This is a genomic window from Sinorhizobium fredii, assembly GCF_002944405.1.
GTDB lineage: Bacteria > Pseudomonadota > Alphaproteobacteria > Rhizobiales > Rhizobiaceae > Sinorhizobium > Sinorhizobium fredii_C.
Genome location: NZ_CP024307.1, coordinates 1503024 through 1516544 on the forward strand (window position 1 = coordinate 1503024; position 13521 = coordinate 1516544).

The 13521-nt window shown below is 60.8% G+C and carries 24 protein-coding genes; 22 read left to right on the forward strand and 2 right to left on the reverse strand.

Annotated features, from left to right (window positions below; translation table 11 throughout):
* Position 1 precedes the first annotated feature (1 nt).
* The 22 genes from rpsS (at position 2) to rplQ (ending at position 11778) form a co-directional block, all read left to right on the forward strand.
* A complete protein-coding gene (rpsS, locus tag NXT3_RS07235; protein ID WP_018239488.1) occupies positions 2–280 on the forward strand; it encodes a 30S ribosomal protein S19 in 279 nt (92 codons plus the stop codon).
* Positions 281–282: 2 nt separating this feature from the next.
* Positions 283–672, forward strand: coding sequence for a 50S ribosomal protein L22 (gene rplV / locus NXT3_RS07240; protein WP_012707758.1), 390 nt, complete (start codon positions 283–285; stop codon positions 670–672).
* Positions 672–1385 carry a 30S ribosomal protein S3 gene (gene rpsC, locus NXT3_RS07245; RefSeq protein WP_037426884.1) on the forward strand — a complete coding sequence of 238 codons (714 nt, stop codon included), beginning with the start codon at positions 672–674 and terminating at the stop codon, positions 1383–1385. Before rplV ends, rpsC begins: the two co-directional genes overlap by 1 nt.
* Positions 1386–1423: 38 nt before the next feature.
* Entirely contained in the window at positions 1424–1837 is a 414-nt protein-coding gene (gene rplP, locus NXT3_RS07250; RefSeq protein WP_003536531.1) for a 50S ribosomal protein L16, read from the forward strand.
* Positions 1838–1849: 12 nt separating this feature from the next.
* Positions 1850–2050 carry a 50S ribosomal protein L29 gene (gene rpmC / locus NXT3_RS07255; protein WP_011975176.1) on the forward strand — a complete coding sequence of 67 codons (201 nt, stop codon included), beginning with the start codon at positions 1850–1852 and terminating at the stop codon, positions 2048–2050.
* A gap of 12 nt (positions 2051–2062) precedes the next feature.
* The gene (gene rpsQ, locus NXT3_RS07260; RefSeq protein WP_018239490.1) at positions 2063–2299 is read left to right on the forward strand and encodes a 30S ribosomal protein S17; all 237 of its coding nucleotides are present in this window, start codon (positions 2063–2065) and stop codon (positions 2297–2299) included.
* 178 nt (positions 2300–2477) lie between these two features.
* Entirely contained in the window at positions 2478–2846 is a 369-nt protein-coding gene (gene rplN / locus NXT3_RS07265; protein ID WP_037426895.1) for a 50S ribosomal protein L14, read from the forward strand.
* Between the two features lie 14 nt (positions 2847–2860).
* On the forward strand, positions 2861–3172 hold the full coding sequence (gene rplX / locus NXT3_RS07270; RefSeq protein WP_018239491.1) for a 50S ribosomal protein L24: 312 nt from the start codon (positions 2861–2863) through the stop codon (positions 3170–3172).
* Entirely contained in the window at positions 3165–3722 is a 558-nt protein-coding gene (gene rplE / locus NXT3_RS07275; RefSeq protein ID WP_018239492.1) for a 50S ribosomal protein L5, read from the forward strand. The genes rplX and rplE overlap by 8 nt, the downstream gene beginning before the upstream one ends.
* A 34-nt stretch (positions 3723–3756) precedes the next feature.
* Positions 3757–4062: a 30S ribosomal protein S14 gene (gene rpsN, locus NXT3_RS07280; RefSeq protein ID WP_012707764.1), complete on the forward strand. Its 306-nt coding sequence runs from the start codon at positions 3757–3759 to the stop codon at positions 4060–4062.
* Between the two features lie 12 nt (positions 4063–4074).
* Positions 4075–4473 (forward strand): 30S ribosomal protein S8, encoded by a 399-nt coding sequence (gene rpsH, locus NXT3_RS07285; RefSeq protein WP_037426899.1) that lies wholly within the window; start codon positions 4075–4077, stop codon positions 4471–4473.
* A 40-nt stretch (positions 4474–4513) separates the two neighbouring features.
* On the forward strand, positions 4514–5047 hold the full coding sequence (gene rplF / locus NXT3_RS07290; RefSeq protein WP_104839025.1) for a 50S ribosomal protein L6: 534 nt from the start codon (positions 4514–4516) through the stop codon (positions 5045–5047).
* 12 nt (positions 5048–5059) lie between these two features.
* Complete coding sequence (gene rplR / locus NXT3_RS07295; RefSeq protein WP_018239495.1) at positions 5060–5422, forward strand: 50S ribosomal protein L18; 363 nt, start codon at positions 5060–5062, stop codon at positions 5420–5422.
* Positions 5423–5547: 125 nt separating this feature from the next.
* Complete coding sequence (gene rpsE, locus NXT3_RS07300; protein WP_104839026.1) at positions 5548–6117, forward strand: 30S ribosomal protein S5; 570 nt, start codon at positions 5548–5550, stop codon at positions 6115–6117.
* 12 nt (positions 6118–6129) lie between these two features.
* The gene (gene rpmD / locus NXT3_RS07305; protein ID WP_026617379.1) at positions 6130–6333 is read left to right on the forward strand and encodes a 50S ribosomal protein L30; all 204 of its coding nucleotides are present in this window, start codon (positions 6130–6132) and stop codon (positions 6331–6333) included.
* A gap of 13 nt (positions 6334–6346) precedes the next feature.
* Positions 6347–6820 (forward strand): 50S ribosomal protein L15, encoded by a 474-nt coding sequence (rplO, locus tag NXT3_RS07310; protein ID WP_037426907.1) that lies wholly within the window; start codon positions 6347–6349, stop codon positions 6818–6820.
* Between the two features lie 238 nt (positions 6821–7058).
* Positions 7059–8399 carry a preprotein translocase subunit SecY gene (gene secY / locus NXT3_RS07315; RefSeq protein ID WP_037426908.1) on the forward strand — a complete coding sequence of 447 codons (1341 nt, stop codon included), beginning with the start codon at positions 7059–7061 and terminating at the stop codon, positions 8397–8399.
* Positions 8396–8974, forward strand: coding sequence for an adenylate kinase (locus NXT3_RS07320; RefSeq protein WP_104839027.1), 579 nt, complete (start codon positions 8396–8398; stop codon positions 8972–8974). Before secY ends, NXT3_RS07320 begins: the two co-directional genes overlap by 4 nt.
* Positions 8975–9205: 231 nt before the next feature.
* Positions 9206–9574, forward strand: a complete 369-nt coding sequence (gene rpsM / locus NXT3_RS07325; RefSeq protein ID WP_026617375.1) for a 30S ribosomal protein S13 — start codon at positions 9206–9208, stop codon at positions 9572–9574.
* Positions 9575–9803: 229 nt separating this feature from the next.
* Positions 9804–10193, forward strand: coding sequence for a 30S ribosomal protein S11 (gene rpsK / locus NXT3_RS07330; protein ID WP_003536496.1), 390 nt, complete (start codon positions 9804–9806; stop codon positions 10191–10193).
* 103 nt (positions 10194–10296) lie between these two features.
* Entirely contained in the window at positions 10297–11307 is a 1011-nt protein-coding gene (locus NXT3_RS07335) for a DNA-directed RNA polymerase subunit alpha (protein ID WP_012707773.1), read from the forward strand.
* A 45-nt stretch (positions 11308–11352) separates the two neighbouring features.
* A complete protein-coding gene (rplQ, locus tag NXT3_RS07340) occupies positions 11353–11778 on the forward strand; it encodes a 50S ribosomal protein L17 (protein ID WP_097527982.1) in 426 nt (141 codons plus the stop codon).
* A 43-nt stretch (positions 11779–11821) separates the two neighbouring features.
* Here the strand turns inward: rplQ and msrQ are convergent, their stop codons facing one another.
* Positions 11822–12484: a protein-methionine-sulfoxide reductase heme-binding subunit MsrQ gene (msrQ, locus tag NXT3_RS07345; protein ID WP_097527983.1), complete on the reverse strand. Its 663-nt coding sequence runs from the start codon at positions 12482–12484 to the stop codon at positions 11822–11824.
* Between the two features lie 2 nt (positions 12485–12486).
* Complete coding sequence (msrP, locus tag NXT3_RS07350) at positions 12487–13425, reverse strand: protein-methionine-sulfoxide reductase catalytic subunit MsrP (protein WP_097527984.1); 939 nt, start codon at positions 13423–13425, stop codon at positions 12487–12489.
* Positions 13426–13521 lie beyond the last annotated feature (96 nt).

Consider the following 13521-nt stretch of genomic DNA (forward strand, 5'->3'; position numbering starts at 1 on the left):
AATGACTCGTTCAGTATGGAAAGGTCCGTTCGTTGACGGCTATCTTCTCAAGAAGGCTGAGAAGGTCCGCGAAGGCGGTCGTAACGAAGTGATCAAGATTTGGAGCCGCCGCTCCACGATCCTTCCGCAGTTTGTCGGCCTTACCTTCGGCGTCTACAACGGCAGCAAGCACGTCCCGGTCAGCGTCAACGAAGACATGGTCGGACACAAGTTTGGTGAATTCTCTCCGACCCGGACCTACTACGGTCATGGTGCGGACAAGAAGGCAAAGAGGAAGTAACAATGGGCAAGGCAAAAGCCGAACGCCGGCTGAAGGATAATGAGGCGCAGGCCATTGCGCGCACGATCCGCGTCAGCCCCCAGAAGCTCAACCTCGTTGCCGCGCTGATCCGCGGCAAGAAGGTCGACCGCGCTCTGGCCGAACTCGAATTCTCCCGCAAGCGCATCGCAGGCACCGTCAAGAAGACGCTTGAATCCGCGATCGCGAATGCCGAGAACAACCACGACCTCGACGTTGATTCGCTCATCGTCGCGGAAGCTTACGTTGGCAAGTCGATCGTGATGAAGCGCTTCCACGCCCGTGGTCGCGGTCGTGCATCGCGCGTCGAAAAGCCGTTCTCGCACTTGACGATCGTTGTTCGTGAAGTGGAAGCCAAAGGGGAGGCCGCATAATGGGCCAGAAGATTAATCCGATCGGTTTCCGTCTCGGCATCAACCGGACCTGGGACAGCCGTTGGTTCGCGGACAACGCCGAATACGGCCAGCTCCTGCACGAAGACCTGAAGATCCGCGCCTATCTCATGGAAGAGCTGAAGGCCGCCGGTATCGCCAAGGTCGTGATCGAGCGTCCGCACAAGAAGTGCCGCGTGACGATCCACTCGGCTCGTCCGGGTCTGATCATCGGCAAGAAGGGCGCCGACATCGAAAAGCTGCGCAAGAAGCTTTCCGAGATGACCAATTCGGAAACGCACCTCAACATCGTCGAAGTGCGGAAGCCCGAAGTCGACGCAACGCTGGTCGCCCAATCGATCGCCCAGCAGCTCGAGCGCCGCGTGGCTTTCCGCCGCGCGATGAAGCGCGCCGTTCAGTCGGCGATGCGCCTCGGCGCCGAAGGCATCAAGATCACCTGCGCCGGCCGCCTCGGCGGGGCGGAAATCGCTCGTACCGAATGGTATCGCGAAGGCCGCGTTCCGCTGCACACGCTGCGCGCCGACATCGACTACGGCACGGCAGAAGCCGAAACCGCTTTCGGTATCTGCGGCGTCAAGGTCTGGATCTTCAAGGGTGAAATCCTCGAGCACGATCCGATGGCTTCCGAGCGCCGTGCAAGCGAGAGTGACAACCAGGGCGGTGGCGGTCGCGACCGTCGTCGTGAAAACGCGTAACATTCGCGCGTGGCAGCCAATATCGGAGAAGTAAAAAAATGTTGCAGCCAAAGCGTACGAAGTATCGCAAGCAGTTCAAGGGCCGCATCAAGGGCGTAGCCAAGGGCGGTTCTGATCTTGCCTTCGGCGAATTCGGCCTCAAGGCTCAGGAGCCGAACCGCGTCAATGCGCGCGAGATCGAAGCGGCCCGCCGCGCGATCACCCGCCACATGAAGCGCGCCGGCCGGGTCTGGATCCGCGTGTTCCCGGACGTGCCGGTCACCGCCAAGCCGACCGAAGTCCGCATGGGTAAGGGTAAGGGTTCGGTTGAATACTGGGCATGCAAGGTCAAGCCCGGCCGTATGATGTTCGAGATCGATGGTGTCAACGAAGAACTCGCCCGTGAGGCACTTCGTCTTGGCGCTGCCAAGCTCTCTGTCAAGACGCGCTTCGTGCAGCGTATCGCAGAGTAAGGAGTGAAGCTCATGAAAGCCGCAGATGTTCGCGCTCTGAGCGCCGATCAGCTCAAGGAAGAGCTCGCCAAGCTGAAGAAGGAGCAGTTCAACCTGCGCTTCCAGAAGGCTACCGGCCAGCTCGAGAAGTCTTCGCGTATTGACGAAGTCCGCAAGGACATCGCACGCATCAAAACCATTGCCCGCCAGAAGGCGGCAGAAGCCAAGGCCTAAGGACCACAAAAAATGCCGAAACGCATTCTGCAGGGCACCGTCGTCAGCGACAAGAACGACAAGACCGTCGTCGTCAGGGTCGAGCGCCGCTTTGCGCACCCGATCCTCCAGAAGACCGTTCGTCGTTCCAAGAAGTACAAGGCTCACGACGAGAACAACCAGTACAAGGTCGGTGACGTCGTTTCCATCGAGGAATGCGCGCCGATTTCGAAGGACAAGCGCTGGACGGTCGTCTCCGCCCAGGCTTGATTTCTGCAGGTTTTGCCCGTCAGACCCTTGCGTCCCAGGCAAATATCTGTATGAAGCACGCAATTGAAGCAGAGGAACGCTCGAGTTCGGGCGTTCTTTTGCTTTGAGATAAGCACAATAAGCCGGGCGAGGGGGTTTCGACCCAACCGGCCTGGTAACAACAAGAAGGCGACCTGACATGATTCAGATGCAAACAAACCTCGAGGTGGCGGATAATTCCGGCGCACGTCGTGTCATGTGCATCAAGGTGCTGGGCGGCTCCAAGCGCAAATACGCGTCGATCGGCGACATCATCGTCGTTTCGATCAAGGAAGCCATTCCGCGCGGCCGCGTGAAGAAGGGTGATGTCATGAAGGCAGTTGTCGTTCGCACCGCGAAGGACATCCGCCGTCCGGATGGCAGCGTCATCCGCTTCGACACCAACGCAGCCGTTCTTATCGATAACAAGAAAGAGCCGATCGGCACCCGTATCTTCGGACCGGTTCCGCGCGAACTTCGCGCCAAGAACCACATGAAGATCATCTCGCTGGCTCCGGAAGTACTCTAAGGGAGCGTTGAGAGATGCAAAAGATTCGCAAAGGCGACAAGGTCGTCGTACTCACCGGTAAGGACAAGGGCCGTTCCGGCGAAGTCATCCAGGTCATGCCGAAGGAAGACAAGGCTGTCGTGCGTGGCGTCAATATGGTGAAGCGTCACCAGCGCCAGACCCAGAGCCAGGAAGCCGGCATCATCAACAAGGAAGCCCCGATCCACCTTTCGAACATCGCGGTCGCCGATCCGAAGGACGGCAAGCCGACCCGCGTCGGTTTCAAGATCGATGGTGACAAGAAGGTCCGCGTGGCCAAGCGTTCGGGAGAAGTGATCGATGGCTAAGACCGCTTATGAGCCGCGGCTCAAGAAGGAATATGTGGAGCGCATCCGCAAGGCGATGCAGGAGAAGTTCTCCTACGCCAACGAAATGCAGATCCCGCGTCTCGACAAGATCGTCATCAACATGGGTGTTGGCGAAGCGACCGGCGATTCCAAGAAGCCGTCCGTTGCTGCTGCCGACCTCGCTGCGATTGCCGGCCAGAAGCCGGTGATCACCCGCGCTCGCAACTCCATCGCTGGCTTCAAGCTGCGCGAAGGCATGCCGATTGGTGCCAAGGTTACCCTGCGCGGCGTTCGGATGTATGAGTTCCTGGATCGTCTCGTGAACATCGCTCTTCCGCGTGTTCGCGACTTCCGCGGTCTCAATCCGAAGTCCTTCGATGGTCGTGGCAACTTCGCCATGGGCGTCAAGGAGCACATTGTGTTCCCTGAGATCAACTACGACAAGGTTGATCAGATGTGGGGCATGGACATCATCGTTTGCACGACGGCAACTAACGACGACGAAGCGCGCGCTCTGCTTGCAGAGTTCAACTTCCCGTTCCGTCAGTAATCCGTAACGACAAGCGTAAAGAAGGATAACTGTTATGGCGAAAACGAGCGCAGTTGAAAAGAACAAGCGCCGCCGCAAACTGGTTGCCGGACAAGCCGCGAAGCGTGCGGCCCTCAAGGCAATCATCATGAACCAGTCTTTGTCGATCGAAGAGCGGTTCAAGGCCACCCTCAAGCTGGCAGAACTGCCCCGGGATGGGTCGAAGACCCGCATCCGCAACCGTTGCGAAGTGACCGGCCGTCCGCGCGCCTACTATCGCAAGCTTCGCATGTCGCGTATCGCGCTTCGCGAACTGGGCAATCTCGGCAAGGTGCCGGGCATCGTCAAGTCGAGCTGGTAAGGAGACGGGTACATGGCAATGACTGATCCTTTGGGCGATATGCTCACCCGTATCCGCAACGGCGCCGCTCGCCGCAAGTCGAGCGTGTCCACGCCGGCTTCCAAGCTTCGCGCGCGCGTTCTGGATGTCCTTCAGGCCGAAGGCTATATCCGCGGATATTCTGAAGTCGAGTTTGGCAACGGCAAGGCCGAGCTGAACATCGAACTGAAATACTACGAAGGCGCCTCCGTGATCCGTGAGATCTCGCGCGTCTCCAAGCCGGGCCGCCGGGTTTATGTCTCGGTCAAGTCCATTCCGCAGGTCGCGAACGGCCTCGGCATCACCATCCTTTCGACACCGAAGGGCGTGATGGCCGATCACCAGGCACGCGAACAGAATGTTGGTGGCGAGATTCTTTGCTCGGTCTTCTAAGACCGGGCAGGATCTCCATAGCGAACAGACAGGTATAACAATGTCTCGTATCGGTAAGAAGCCCGTTCAGGTTCCGGCAGGCGTCACGGCTAACGTCGATGGCCAGAAGGTAACGGCAAAGGGCCCGAAGGGCGAACTGTTCTTCGTCGCAAACGACGAAGTTTCGGTGAAGCTCGAAAACAATGCGGTTGTCGTTCAGCCGCTCAATGAAACCAAGGATGCTCGTGCAAAGTGGGGCATGTCCCGCACGATGATCGAGAACATCTTCAAGGGCGTAAAGGACGGTTACGAGCGCAAGCTCGAAATCAACGGCGTTGGCTACCGCGCGTCGATGCAGGGCAGGAACCTGCAGCTGGCGCTCGGCTTCAGCCATGACGTCGTCTACCAGGCGCCGGAAGGCATCACGATCGCTGTGCCGAAGCCGACGGAAATCGTCGTTTCGGGCATCAACAAGCAGCAGGTCGGCCAGGTAGCCGCGGAAATCCGCGAATACCGCGGCCCCGAGCCCTACAAGGGCAAGGGTGTCAAGTATGCCGAAGAGCGGATCGTCCGCAAAGAAGGCAAGAAGAAGTAAGGATCACGCGAAATGGCTAGCAGGAAAGATACTCTTGTGCGTCGCGCCAGCCGCGTGCGCCGTCAAATCAAGGCGGTCGCCAATGGCCGCCCGCGCCTGTCGGTTCATCGCTCGTCGAAGAACATCTATGCGCAGATCATCGATGACGTTGCCGGCAAGACGCTTGCCGCTGCCTCGACCCTCGAGGCAGATCTCAAGTCGTCATTGAAGACCGGCGCCGACACGGCGGCAGCTGCAGCCGTCGGCAAGCTCCTTGCCGAACGCGCTTCCAAGGCAGGCGTCAAGGACGTTGTCTTTGATCGCGGCGCCTTCATCTACCACGGCCGCGTCAAGGCGCTGGCCGAGGCAGCTCGCGAAGGCGGCCTGAACTTCTAAGGTTCGCCGCCCGGGCAGAGATGTCCGGGCGGATCCGCCTCGCAATTACCCGGTCGCTTCGGCTCGTCCGAGGCGACTTTCGTCAATCTGCCGATTGCACCCGGAAAAGAAAAAGGAAGAGGACAATGGCACAAGAAAGAAGAGGTTCTCGCGAAGATCGCCAGAACCGCGAAGAGCGCGACAGCGAATTTGTCGATAAGCTCGTCGCAATCAACCGCGTCGCCAAGGTGGTGAAGGGCGGTCGTCGTTTCGGTTTCGCCGCTCTCGTCGTCGTTGGCGACCAGAAGGGCCGCGTCGGCTTCGGCCATGGCAAGGCACGCGAAGTGCCGGAGGCCATCCGCAAGGCGACGGAAGCCGCCAAGCGCGACCTGATCTTCGTACCGCTGCGCGGCGGCCGCACGCTGCATCACGACGTTAACGGCCGCCACGGCGCCGGCAAGGTGCTGCTGCGCTCGGCCAAGCCCGGTACCGGTATCATAGCCGGTGGCCCGATGCGCGCCGTCTTCGAAACGCTCGGCGTTCACGACGTCGTTGCCAAGTCGACCGGTTCGTCGAACCCCTACAACATGGTTCGCGCCACCTTCGACGCGCTCAAGAACCAGATGCACCCGAAGGACATCGCGGCACAGCGCGGCATGAAGTACGCCGCGCTCCAGGCCCGTCGCGTTGCCGCCGGCGCTGCTTCCGAAGAATAAGGGAGCTGACAGATGGCTAAGAAAGAAGTTGCCAAGAAGACGGTTACCGTCGAGCAGATTGGTAGCCCCATCCGCCGTCCCGCCGTACAGCGTCAGACGCTCATCGGTCTGGGCCTCAACAAGATGCACCGGGTTCGCACGCTGGAGGACACTCCGGCCGTTCGCGGCATGATCCGGGCCGTCCAGCACCTCGTTCGCGTCGTCGACGAGAAGTGAGGGGGATCGAGATATGAAACTGAATGAAATCAAAGACAACGAAGGCGCAACCAAGAGCCGCAAGCGTCTTGGCCGCGGTATCGGCTCCGGTTCCGGCAAGACCGCCGGCCGCGGCGTGAAGGGCCAGAAGGCCCGTTCCGGCGTGGCGATCAACGGCTTCGAAGGCGGTCAGATGCCCATCTACCGCCGTCTGCCGAAGCGCGGCTTCAACAACATCTTCGCTTCGGAGTTTGTTGTCGTGTCGCTCGGCCGTATCCAGACGGCAATCGATGCCAAAAAGCTCGACGCCTCGAAGATCGTCGATGCGGCTGCCCTGAAGGCGGCCGGCGTCATCCGTCGCGAGAAGGATGGCGTTCGTGTCCTCGCCGACGGCGAGCTGAAGGCGAAGATTTCGCTCGAAGTCGCAGGCGCTTCCAAGCCGGCCGTCGAGAAGATCGAAAAGGCCGGCGGCTCGGTGAAGCTGCTGGCAGCCGCCGCTGCGGAATAATATGACTGATGAACCGCCCGGGGTGCTTCACGCCGGGCGGTTTTGCTCCCATATGTGAGCCTCACGTCCGAGGGCGGCGAATCACTTGCCGCGAAAGGGACACAACGGAAACCACGGTGAGGCATCCGATTGCAGCGACAATCGCCTCGCGCCCGGTTTTCATCGACGAAGACTTACTCTTGCCGGAACTGACCGGGTTTCTCCCGCTGTTTCCGAGACTTGGTACGCGGAGAATTGCATGGCTTCTGCAGCGGAACAGCTCGCCTCGAACCTGAATTTTTCGACTTTCGCGAAGGCGGAAGATCTGAAGAAACGGCTCTGGTTCACCCTCGGTGCGCTTCTGGTTTACCGTCTTGGCACCTATATCCCGCTGCCCGGCCTCAACCCGGCCGCGTTCGCCCAGGCCTTCCAGGGCCAGGCCGGCGGCATCCTCGGCCTCTTCAACATGTTCTCGGGCGGTGCAGTGGAGCGCATGGCGATCTTCGCGCTCGGCATCATGCCCTATATCTCCGCTTCGATCATCGTGCAGCTGATGACCTCGGTCGTCCCGGCGCTCGAACAGTTGAAGAAGGAAGGCGAGCAGGGCCGCAAGGTCATCAACCAGTATACCCGCTACGGCACGGTGCTGCTCGGCGCCTTGCAGGCCTACGGCATTGCCGTGGGTCTCGAGAGCGGTAGCGGCCTCGTCAACGATCCGGGCTGGTTCTTCCGGATTTCGACGGTGATTTCGCTGCTCGGTGGCACGATGTTCCTGATGTGGCTCGGCGAGCAGATCACTTCGCGCGGCATCGGCAACGGCATTTCGCTGATCATCTTCGCCGGCATCGTCGCCCATCTGCCGACGGCGCTTGCCGGAACCCTTGAGCTCGGCCGCACCGGCGCCCTCTCGACGCCGCTGATCCTGGCGATCATCGTCATGGTGGTTGCGGTCATTGCCCTAATCGTCTTCGTCGAGCGCGCCCAGCGCCGCTTGCTGATCCAGTATCCGAAGCGCCAGGTCGGCAACCGCATGTTCCAGGGCGACACGTCCCACCTGCCGCTGAAGCTCAACACCTCGGGCGTCATCCCGGCGATCTTCGCCTCGTCGCTGCTGCTGCTGCCCGCAACGCTTGCCGGCTTCGCCAATGCCGCGACGCTGCCCGGCTGGGCGACCGCCATCGTCGGGGCGCTGGCGCACGGCCAGCCGCTCTACATGTTCTTCTACGGCGCGATGATTGCCTTCTTCGCTTTCTTCTACACCGCGATCGTCTTCAATCCGAAGGACACAGCCGATAACCTGAAGAAGCACGGTGGCTTCATTCCGGGGATTCGCCCCGGTGAGCGCACGGCCGAATACATCGACTACGTGCTGACACGTATCACTGTAGTCGGTGCGATTTACCTGATTTTCGTCTGCATTCTGCCCGAAATCCTCATTTCGCAGACTGGTGTGCCGTTCTACCTTGGTGGTACGTCGCTTTTGATTGTTGTCAGCGTCACCCTTGATACGGTAGCACAGATCCAGGGTCACCTCATTGCCCAGCAGTATGAGGGGCTGATCAAGAAGTCGAAGCTGCGCGGAGGAAAGAGGGGACGATGAGACTTATTTTTTTGGGACCGCCGGGCGCTGGCAAGGGTACGCAGGCCAAGCTTCTGACGGAGAAATACGGCATCCCGCAGCTTTCCACAGGGGACATGCTCCGGGCCGCCGTTGCCCAGGCGACCGAGGTCGGCAAGCGCGCGAAAGCGGTCATGGATGCCGGCCAGCTGGTCTCCGATGAGATCGTCAATGAAATCGTCTCCGACCGCATCGACGCTGCGGACTGCGCCAAGGGCTTCATCCTCGACGGCTATCCGCGCACGGTTCCGCAGGCGATTGCGCTCGACCGGATGCTTGAGAGCAAAGGCCTGAAACTGGATGCGGTCATCGAGTTGAAGGTCGACGAGGCAGCCCTTGTCCGGCGCATGGAGAATCGCGTGGCGGAAACCGTTGCCGCCGGTGGCACGGTGCGCTCCGACGACAATCCCGAGGCCTTCAAAAAGCGGCTGACGGAATACCGGGAAAAGACGGCTCCGCTTTCGGACCATTATGCCCGCACCGGTCAGTTGAAGACCGTGGACGGGATGGCGGACGTGAGAGCGGTCACCGCCGAGATCGACAAGATTCTGGCATAGGCTGCGCCTTTGCCAAAATGGAAGCGCCGGGGAGTTGACTTTTCCGGGTGATTCCTCCAAAGACAGCGTCAACTCGCGACATGCGAAGCGATCGGCGCGGTCTTCAAAACAAGGAAGTCCGGGTACGGTCGTTTTTGACGTGTCTCGAACCTCAATTAACGTGCGGCTCTTCGAGGTCGCGTAACGAAGCACCTATTGCCGGATGGCAACTGGAACGCAAGGAGAATAGACGTGGCACGTATCGCTGGCGTCAACATCCCGACGGCAAAGCGCGTCGTCATCGCGCTGACCTATATTCATGGGATCGGACCGAAATTCGCGAAGGAGATCACCGAGAAGGTCGGCATCCCGGCTGACCGCCGCGTGCACCAGCTGACGGACGCCGAAGTCCTTCAGATCCGTGAGACCATCGACCGCGATTACCAGGTCGAGGGTGACCTGCGTCGCGAAACGGCGATGAACATCAAGCGCCTGATGGACCTTGGCTGCTACCGCGGCCTGCGTCATCGTCGCGGCCTGCCGGTGCGCGGCCAGCGTACGCACACCAATGCCCGTACCCGCAAGGGTCCGGCAAAGGCGATCGCCGGCAAGAAGAAGTAATTTCCCGAAAAGGGAAAGCGGGAGGCTGGCGTCCGCGCCGGCCTCCTTTTGCAGTTTGGGAAGGGCGATTTGTCCGACCTGTGCCGGACCGCTCGGTTCGGCGAAAACGTATGCGGAGCCGGCGTGCCGGTTCTGTGAAAATCGAAGTTGCAGGGCAGGGGACGACCAATCCTTTTCCCGGTGGAGCCGCTGGAATTACGGCGGTGCAGAGATCTAAGAAAGGGATCCTATGGCCAAGGAAGCCACCCGCGTTCGCCGCCGCGAGCGCAAGAACATCACGTCTGGCGTCGCGCACGTCAATTCGTCGTTCAACAACACGATGATCACCATCACCGACGCGCAGGGCAATGCAATCGCCTGGTCGTCCGCCGGTGCGAAGGGCTTCAAGGGTTCGCGCAAGTCGACCCCGTTTGCCGCTCAGATCGCCGCCGAAGACTGCGCCAAGAAGGCTCAGGAACACGGCATGAAGTCGCTGGAAGTGGAAGTTTGCGGACCGGGTTCCGGCCGTGAATCTGCCCTTCGCGCGCTGCAGGCCGCGGGCTTCATGATCACGTCGATCCGCGACGTGACGCCGATCCCGCACAATGGCTGCCGTCCGCGCAAGAAGCGCCGCGTCTGATCATTTGTATTCAAGATTCCGGTGAGGACGCGGATGCGTTCTCCCGGTCTTCGGGGCTCGGTTGCCACGATTGGATGGTGGCAACGAACGGAAGGCAGAAAACATGATCCAGAAAAATTGGCAGGAACTGATCAAGCCGAACAAGGTGGATTTCACCTCCTCCGGCCGCACCAAGGCAACGCTGGTGGCGGAACCGCTTGAGCGCGGCTTCGGTCTGACCCTCGGCAACGCGCTTCGTCGCGTGCTTTTGTCGTCGCTGCGCGGTGCGGCAGTCACCGCGGTGCAGATCGACGGCGTGCTGCACGAGTTCTCCTCCATCCCGGGCGTCCGGGAGGATGTGACGGACATCGTGCTCAACATCAAGGAAATCGCCATCAAGATGGATGGCGACGATTCCAAGCGCATGGTCGTGCGCAAGCAGGGCCCGGGCGTCGTGACGGCCGGTGACATCCAGACGGTTGGCGACATCGAGATCCTCAACCCGAACCATGTGATCTGCACCCTCGACGAGGGCGCCGAAATCCGCATGGAATTCACCGTCAACAATGGCAAGGGCTACGTGCCGGCTGAGCGTAACCGTTCGGAAGATGCGCCGATCGGTCTCATCCCGGTCGACAGCCTCTATTCGCCGGTCAAGAAAGTGTCCTACAAGGTTGAGAACACCCGCGAAGGTCAGGTTCTCGACTATGACAAGCTGACGATGTCGATCGAGACCGACGGCTCCGTCACCGGCGAGGACGCGATCGCCTTTGCCGCCCGCATTCTTCAGGACCAGCTGTCGGTCTTCGTCAACTTCGACGAGCCGCAGAAGGAAGCCGAGGAAGAAGCAGTCACCGAGCTCGCCTTCAACCCGGCGCTTCTCAAGAAGGTCGACGAACTGGAACTCTCCGTCCGTTCGGCCAACTGCCTGAAGAACGACAACATCGTCTATATCGGCGACCTCATTCAGAAGACCGAAGCGGAAATGCTCCGGACGCCGAACTTTGGTCGCAAGTCGCTCAACGAGATCAAGGAAGTTCTCGCTTCCATGGGCCTGCATCTCGGCATGGAAGTGCCGTCCTGGCCGCCGGAGAACATCGAAGATCTCGCCAAGCGTTACGAAGACCAGTATTAACCATTTAGACTGCGGGCGGATGCCTGCAAGTGAAGGAGAATAGCCATGCGCCACGGTAAAGCCGGCCGCAAGCTGAATAGAACCGCCAGCCACCGCAAGGCGATGTTCGCCAACATGGCAGCGTCGCTGATCGAGCACGAGCAGATCGTCACGACCCTGCCGAAGGCCAAGGAAATCCGCCCGATCGTCGAGAAGCTCGTCACGCTCGGCAAGCGCGGCGACCTGCATGCCCGCCGTCAGGCGATCTCGCAGATCCGCGACGTTGCTGTCGTCGCGAAGCTGTTCGACGCGATCGCATCGCGCTACGCCACCCGCAACGGCGGCTACCTGCGCATCATGAAGGCGGGCTTCCGCCAGGGCGACAATGCTCCGCTCGCCGTCATCGAATTCGTTGACCGCGATGTCGATGCCAAGGGCGCCAAGGATCGCGCTCGCGTCGCCGCCGAAGCGGAAGCAGCAGAAGCAGCCTGATAAAGGTAGCTTCCCAAACGATCTGAGGCGGCCGGGTGAGATTTCACCCGGCCGCTTTTTGCGTTGCAGGGTGAGGTCGTGTCCCTGCCGTCCGTTGCCGTTTCCACCGCAGGAACGGCGTTCGCACCGCCCGCCAGGCGAGCAAGAGCGTGACGAGGACGATGTAGAGCACTTGCTCCGGCCCTACGACCTTGACGGCCATGGCGAAATGCAGCGCGCCGGCCGCGGCGATCACATAGGCGAGCCGGTGAAGCTTGTTCCACCGCTGGCCGAGCTTGCGGATCGACCAATTGTTCGAGGTGAGCGCCAAGGGGATCAGCATGACCAGGGCCGCCATGCCGATGGTTATGAAGGGGCGGCGGGCGATGTCGGCGACGATGGCCGGGATGCGCAGCATCTGGTCGAGCAGCATGTAGGCGGTGAAGTGCATCAGCACGTAATAGAAGGCGAGCAGGCCGAGGGCGCGGCGGTATCTTAGCCAGTTGAGGCCGAAGAGATCGCGAAGCGGTGTGATCGTCAGCGTCGCCACAAGGAAACGCAGCGCCCACAGGCCAAGCAGGTGCTCGAATTCCTTGACGGCATTGCCAGGTAACCTGCCGGTTGCGCCGAGATGGAATGCCCATGCCGCGGGAATGAGGCCCAGCGCGTAGAGCGCCCAGACCGAGGGGCCGTGAAAGCGCTTGGGCAAGGCGGGTACGAAGGCCATGGTCAGAAGTTTACCCTGAGATCCATGCCGGAATACAGGCCCGCGACGTCGTCGGCATAGCCGTTATAGGGGAGGGTGTCGCGGCGATTGGAGCCGAAGAAGCCGCCTTCGCCGATCCGGTTTTCCGTTGCCTGGCTCCAGCGCGGGTGATCGACCGCCGGGTTCACATTGGCATAGAAGCCGTACTCATCCGGTGCGGCAAGGTTCCAGGTGCAAGGCGGCGGCGTTTCGGAAAGCGAAATGCGGACGATCGACTTGATTCCCTTGAAACCGTATTTCCACGGGACCACCAGCCGTATTGGCGCGCCGTTCTGGTTCGGCAGCGTCTTGCCATAAAGGCCGACGGAGAGAATTGTCAGAGGGTGGCGTGCTTCATCGAGCCGCAAGCCCTCGCGATAGGGCCAGGGCAGCGGCTGGAAGTAACCGGATTGGCCGGGCATCTCCTCAGGCCGCACCACCGTTTCGAATGCAACGTACTTCGCGCTGCCGAGCGGTTCGACCTTGTCGAGGAGACTTGCCAGCGGAAAGCCGACCCAGGGGATCACCATCGACCAGGCTTCGACGCAGCGCATTCGGTAGGTACGCTCTTCAAGCGGAAGGGCCAGCAGTTCTTCGAGGCCGAACTCCCGCGGCTTGCCGACGAGGCCGTCGACCTTCACCCGCCAGGGTGCCGGCTTGAAGCCGCCCGAATTGGCGGCGGGGTCGCCCTTTCCCGTGCCGAACTCATAGAAATTATTGTAGGAGGTCACGTCCTTTTCGGGCGTTAAGGCCTCCTCGACCTTGTAACGACTGCTCGAAGCCTTGAGCTCTGCCGCCTCGGCCAGGCCGGCCCCGCCGAGAACGAGGCCACCTGCAGCGGCGAGAAAGCGGCGGCGATCGAGGAAGAAGGGCTCCGGGGTGATTTCGGACGCGGCGATCCGCGGCGGGCGGTAGGCGGGCATGGTGCTTCCTCGACAGGGATTGAAAGCTGATCTCGGCCAGATGACCAGAGATTCGATCACCGGAAAAGATGGGGGAGACCACGTTTTCGTGCACGG

Bases quoted from the DNA above. Each gene is read 5' to 3' on its own strand.
- rpsS (WP_018239488.1), top strand. From the start codon at position 2: ATGACTCGTTCAGTATGGAAAGGTCCGTTCGTTGACGGCTATCTTCTC.
- rplV (WP_012707758.1), top strand. From the start codon at position 283: ATGGGCAAGGCAAAAGCCGAACGCCGGCTGAAGGATAATGAGGCGCAG.
- rpsC (WP_037426884.1), top strand. From the start codon at position 672: ATGGGCCAGAAGATTAATCCGATCGGTTTCCGTCTCGGCATCAACCGG.
- rplP (WP_003536531.1), top strand. From the start codon at position 1,424: ATGTTGCAGCCAAAGCGTACGAAGTATCGCAAGCAGTTCAAGGGCCGC.
- rpmC (WP_011975176.1), top strand. From the start codon at position 1,850: ATGAAAGCCGCAGATGTTCGCGCTCTGAGCGCCGATCAGCTCAAGGAA.
- rpsQ (WP_018239490.1), top strand. From the start codon at position 2,063: ATGCCGAAACGCATTCTGCAGGGCACCGTCGTCAGCGACAAGAACGAC.
- rplN (WP_037426895.1), top strand. From the start codon at position 2,478: ATGATTCAGATGCAAACAAACCTCGAGGTGGCGGATAATTCCGGCGCA.
- rplX (WP_018239491.1), top strand. From the start codon at position 2,861: ATGCAAAAGATTCGCAAAGGCGACAAGGTCGTCGTACTCACCGGTAAG.
- rplE (WP_018239492.1), top strand. From the start codon at position 3,165: ATGGCTAAGACCGCTTATGAGCCGCGGCTCAAGAAGGAATATGTGGAG.
- rpsN (WP_012707764.1), top strand. From the start codon at position 3,757: ATGGCGAAAACGAGCGCAGTTGAAAAGAACAAGCGCCGCCGCAAACTG.
- rpsH (WP_037426899.1), top strand. From the start codon at position 4,075: ATGGCAATGACTGATCCTTTGGGCGATATGCTCACCCGTATCCGCAAC.
- rplF (WP_104839025.1), top strand. From the start codon at position 4,514: ATGTCTCGTATCGGTAAGAAGCCCGTTCAGGTTCCGGCAGGCGTCACG.
- rplR (WP_018239495.1), top strand. From the start codon at position 5,060: ATGGCTAGCAGGAAAGATACTCTTGTGCGTCGCGCCAGCCGCGTGCGC.
- rpsE (WP_104839026.1), top strand. From the start codon at position 5,548: ATGGCACAAGAAAGAAGAGGTTCTCGCGAAGATCGCCAGAACCGCGAA.
- rpmD (WP_026617379.1), top strand. From the start codon at position 6,130: ATGGCTAAGAAAGAAGTTGCCAAGAAGACGGTTACCGTCGAGCAGATT.
- rplO (WP_037426907.1), top strand. From the start codon at position 6,347: ATGAAACTGAATGAAATCAAAGACAACGAAGGCGCAACCAAGAGCCGC.
- secY (WP_037426908.1), top strand. From the start codon at position 7,059: ATGGCTTCTGCAGCGGAACAGCTCGCCTCGAACCTGAATTTTTCGACT.
- NXT3_RS07320 (WP_104839027.1), top strand. From the start codon at position 8,396: ATGAGACTTATTTTTTTGGGACCGCCGGGCGCTGGCAAGGGTACGCAG.
- rpsK (WP_003536496.1), top strand. From the start codon at position 9,804: ATGGCCAAGGAAGCCACCCGCGTTCGCCGCCGCGAGCGCAAGAACATC.
- NXT3_RS07335 (WP_012707773.1), top strand. From the start codon at position 10,297: ATGATCCAGAAAAATTGGCAGGAACTGATCAAGCCGAACAAGGTGGAT.
- rplQ (WP_097527982.1), top strand. From the start codon at position 11,353: ATGCGCCACGGTAAAGCCGGCCGCAAGCTGAATAGAACCGCCAGCCAC.
- msrQ (WP_097527983.1), bottom strand. From the start codon at position 12,484: ATGGCCTTCGTACCCGCCTTGCCCAAGCGCTTTCACGGCCCCTCGGTC.
- msrP (WP_097527984.1), bottom strand. From the start codon at position 13,425: ATGCCCGCCTACCGCCCGCCGCGGATCGCCGCGTCCGAAATCACCCCG.